The organism is Streptomyces sp. NPDC006294 (genome assembly GCF_042870895.1).
In the GTDB taxonomy this organism is placed as follows: domain Bacteria; phylum Actinomycetota; class Actinomycetes; order Streptomycetales; family Streptomycetaceae; genus Streptomyces.
Window position 1 is genome coordinate 1 of record NZ_JBIAHV010000037.1, and the last position, 4,528, is coordinate 4,528.

General features: G+C 74.0%; 2 protein-coding genes. Both read left to right on the forward strand.

Going from position 1 to position 4,528, the window contains the following annotated elements; genetic code table 11:
- Window positions 1-642 (forward strand): beta-ketoacyl reductase (locus tag ACFYOP_RS33675; protein WP_356899677.1); only part of this gene is annotated, 642 nt, incomplete at its 5' end.
- A gap of 4 nt (window positions 643-646) precedes the next feature.
- Window positions 647-4,528, forward strand: a 3,882-nt coding sequence (locus tag ACFYOP_RS33680) for a beta-ketoacyl synthase N-terminal-like domain-containing protein (RefSeq protein WP_356899676.1), incomplete at its 3' end; no start/stop codon positions are given.

Consider the following 4,528-nt stretch of genomic DNA (forward strand, 5'->3'; position numbering starts at 1 on the left):
TCCGCGGACGAGGGGCTGGAGCTGTTCGACGCCGCGTGCGCGGCGGGCGAGCCGCACCTGCTGCCGATCCGGCTCGACGTGGCGGCGCTGCGGCGGCGGGCCGACGACGACAGCCTTCCGGCGCTGCTGCGGGGTCTGGCCCAGCGTCGGGTGCGTCGTCACACCGCGGAGCCCGGCATGCGACGGCCTGCCGAGCTGTCGCTCGCCGAGCGGCTCGCCCGGGTGTCCGGGGAGCAGCGGGCGCAGGCGCTGGAGGACCTGGTCGTCGCGCAGGTGGCAGCCGTGCTGGGCCATGCGTCGACGGCCGTGATCGAACCGGACCGCGCCTTCAAGGACATCGGGTTCGACTCGCTGACCGCGGTCGAGCTGCGCAACCGGCTCAACACGGCCACCGGGCTGCGGCTGCCGGCCACGCTGGTCTTCGACCAGCCGACTCCGCAGGCGATCGCCCGCTTCGTGGAGCGGAAGCTGTTCCCGCAGGAGACCGCGCAGACCACACCGGCTCCTGCGGTCGCGCCGGACTCCGGCCACGAGACCGACGCCATCGATGCCATCGATGCCATCGACGAGATGGACGTCGACCTCCTCATCAACCTTGCTTTCGACGGCGACAGCGCCGGATCCGACGCGGAGCGTGAGTGACCCCATGAGCAACCCCAACGACAAGGTCGTCGCCGCCTTGCGGGCGTCCCTGAAGGAGACCGAGCGGCTGCGGCAGCACAACCGTGAGCTCGCCGAGCGCGGCCGGGAGCCGATCGCGATCGTCGCGATGAGCTGCCGCTACCCGGGCGGCGTACGCACGCCGGAGGACCTGTGGCGGCTGGTGGCCGCGGGCGAGGACGCGGTGTCCGAGTTCCCGACCGATCGCGGCTGGGAGCTGGACGGGCTCTACGACCACGGCGGATTCCTGTACGACGCCGCCGACTTCGACCCGGCGTTCTTCGGCATCTCGCCCCGTGAGGCGCTCGCCATGGACCCTCAGCAGCGCCTGCTCCTGGAGACCTCCTGGGAGGCCGTGGAACGGGCCGGCATCGACCCGCGGACCCTGCGGGGCAGCCGTACGGGCGTCTTCGCCGGTGTGATGTACCACGACTACGGCACGCAGGTCGACGCGTCGCCGGACGCCGTCGAGGGCTATGTCTACAACGGCAGCGCGGGCAGCGTCGCCTCCGGCCGGGTGGCCTACACGCTCGGCCTGGAGGGGCCCGCGGTGACGGTCGACACCGCCTGCTCGTCCTCGTTGATCGCGCTGCATCTGGCGGTGCAGTCGCTGCGCAACGGCGAGTGCTCGCTGGCGCTCGCCGGGGGCGTGGCGGTGATGTCGACGCCGACGCTGTTCGACGAGTTCAGCCGGGGGCAGGGGCACGGACTGGCCCCGGACGGACGCTGCAAGGCGTTCGCGGACAGCGCCGACGGGACCAGCCTGTCGGAGGGCGTGGGTCTGCTGCTGCTGGAGCGGCTGTCGGACGCGCGCCTCAACGGCCACCCTGTGCTCGCGGTGGTCCGCTCCACGGCGGCCAACCAGGACGGCGCCAGCAACGGACTGACCGCCCCCAACGGTCCCGCCCAGGAGCGGGTGATCCGGGACGCGCTGGTCGCCGCCGGGCTGACCGGTGCGGACGTAGACGTCGTCGAGGCCCACGGCACCGGCACCAGCCTCGGCGACCCCATCGAGGCCCAGGCCCTCCTGGCCACCTACGGCCAGGATCACAGTCCCGAACAGCCGCTGTGGCTCGGCTCGTTGAAGTCCAACATCGGCCACACCCAGGCCGCCGCCGGCGTCGGCGGCGTCATCAAGATGGTCATGGCCATGGCCCACGGCCTGCTCCCCCGTACCCTCCACGTCGACACCCCCTCCACCCACGTCGACTGGGACTCCGGAGCCGTCTCGCTGCTGACCGAGGAGTGGCCCTGGCCGGCCGCCGACCGGCCGCGCCGTGCGGCCGTGTCGTCCTTCGGCGTGAGCGGCACGAACACGCACGCCGTCCTGGAAGAGGCCCCGGAGGACGAGTCCGCCCGGGACCTGCCGGAGCGCGGGGCCGGGATGCCCGTCGTGCCGTGGGTGCTGTCCGCCCGGTCGGCGGACGCGTTGCGCGAACAGACGGCACAGCTAAGGGAGTTCGTCCACACGGACCCCGCCGATGTCGGCTTCTCGCTGGCCACGGGGCGTTCGGTCTTCGAGCACCGCGCGGTGCTGTACAACAACGCTCCCGGCGGGCTCGACGCGGCGCTGACGGCGCTCGCCGAGGGCAGGGACGCGGCTCCGGGGCTGGTTACGGGCGCGGGTCACCGTGCCGCCCGGACGGCCTTCCTCTTCACCGGGCAGGGCAGCCAGTACCCGGGCATGGGACGTGAACTCCACGCCGCCTACCCGGCCTTCGCCGCCGCCTTCGACGAGGTCTGCGCCGCCCTGGACCCGCACCTGGACCGTCCGCTGCGTGAAGTGGTGTTCGCCGAGCCGGGCACGGCCGAGGCGGAGCTCCTGGACCAGACGCAGTACACCCAAGCAGGGCTGTTCGCCGTCGAGGTAGCGCTGTTCCGACTGGTCGAGGCATGGGGCCTGCGTCCCGCCGCGCTGCTGGGCCACTCCGTCGGCGAGCTGGCGGCGGCCCATGTCGCGGGGGTACTGAGCCTGCCGGACGCCTGCGCGCTGGTGGCCGCCCGCGGCCAGCTGATGCAGGAGCTGCCGGTGGGCGGGGCGATGGTGTCCGTACGCGCCACCGAGGACGAGGTCATGGAGGTGCTGGCCGGACGCACGGAACGGGTGTCCGTCGCCGCCGTCAACGGGCCGCGGTCCGTCGTCGTGTCGGGCGACGAGGAGACGGTGCTCGCGGTGGCCGCCGAACTCGCCGAGCGCGGCCGACGCACCAAGCGGCTCAACGTCAGCCATGCCTTCCACTCGCCCCGCATGGACGCCATGCTCGACGACTTCCGGGCCGTCGCGCGCTCGCTGCGGTACAGCGATCCGCTGATCCCGGTCGTCTCCGATGTGACCGGCCGTACGGCCACCGCCGAGGAGCTGACCGACCCGGACTACTGGGTGCGCCATGTGCGGCGGGCCGTGCGGTTCGCCGACGGCGTGCGGACGCTGGGCGAACTGGGCGTCGGCAGCTGCCTGGAACTCGGCCCCGGCGGGGTGCTCTCCGGCATGGGCCAAGACTGCTTGCCCGGCGACGCCGTGGCGTTCGCCGCCGCGCTGCGCCGCGACCGCGCCGAGCCGGAGTCGGTGGTGGAGGCGGTGGCGACGGTGTTCGCCCGCGGCGCCCGCGTCGACTGGGCGGCGCTGTTCGCCGGCAGCGGTGCCCGGCGGGTGGATCTGCCGACCTACCCCTTCCAGCGGCAGCGCTACTGGCCGAAGGTCCCCTCCGGTGCGGCCGGGGACGTACGCTCGCTCGGCCTGGAGTCGGTGGACCATCCGCTGCTGGGTGCAGTACTGGAGAGCGCGGACGGCGACGAGCTGCTGTTCACCAGCCGGGTCTCGCTCGCCGCCCAGCCGTGGATCCGCGGTCACCGGGTCGAGGGCGCGGCCCTGCTGCCCGGCACCGCGCTGGCCGAGCTGGCCGTACGGGCCGGGGACAGGGCCGGTTGCCCGCTGCTGGAGGAACTGACCCTTGAGGCGCCGCTGGTGCTGCCCGAGGGCGGTGGCCTACGACTCCGGGTGCGGGTCGGTGCCGCCGACGCGTCGGGCCGGCGCACGCTGACCGTGCACGCGCGGCCCGACGAGGACACGAGGCAGGGCGGCCTGCCGTGGACGCGCCACGCGAGCGGCACCCTGAGCCCGGACCGCGCCGACGCCGGGCAGGACCTCAGCGGGGCCTGGCCGCCGGCCGGGGCCGAGCCGCTGGACATCGAGGGCCGCTACGAGCGGTTCCAGGAGAGCGGCTTCGAGTACGGCCCTGAGTTCCAGGGCCTGCGGGCGGCGTGGCGGCGGGGTGACGAGGTGTTCGCCGAGGTCGCCCTGCCGGCGGACCTGGCCGAGGACGCGGCGGACTTCGAGCTGCACCCCGCCCTGTTCGACGCGGCGCTGCAGACGGTCGGCCTCAGCAGCCTGGCCGAGGACGGCGCGTCGGCACTGATGCCGTTCTCCTGGCGGGGCGTACGCCTGCACGCCACGGGCGCGACCGTACTGCGGGTGCGGCTGACCGTGACCGGTCAGGAGGAGGTACGGCTCGACGCGGCGGACGCCCTGGGCAGTCCGGTCCTGACCGTCGACTCGCTCGCGCTGCGGCCGCTGTCCGGCCGAGCGGCGCAGGCCGCAGCCGCGGCGACCCTGCGCGACGCGCTGTTCCGCGTGGAGTGGGTGCCCGTCGAGGCCACGCAGGCGGAGGGGCCGGACCCGGTCTGGCTGTCCGCCGGTGAGGGCCTCGACGGCCTGTCGGCTTCCGAGGTCGTGGTCGCTCCTTGCCCGCCCGGTGAACGCACTTCGCTGCATTGGGCGTTGGGCCTGGTCAAGCGGTGGCTGGCGGAGGAGCGGTTCGCCGACTCCCGGCTGGTCCTGCTCACCCGCAACGCCGTCGCCACTTCACCC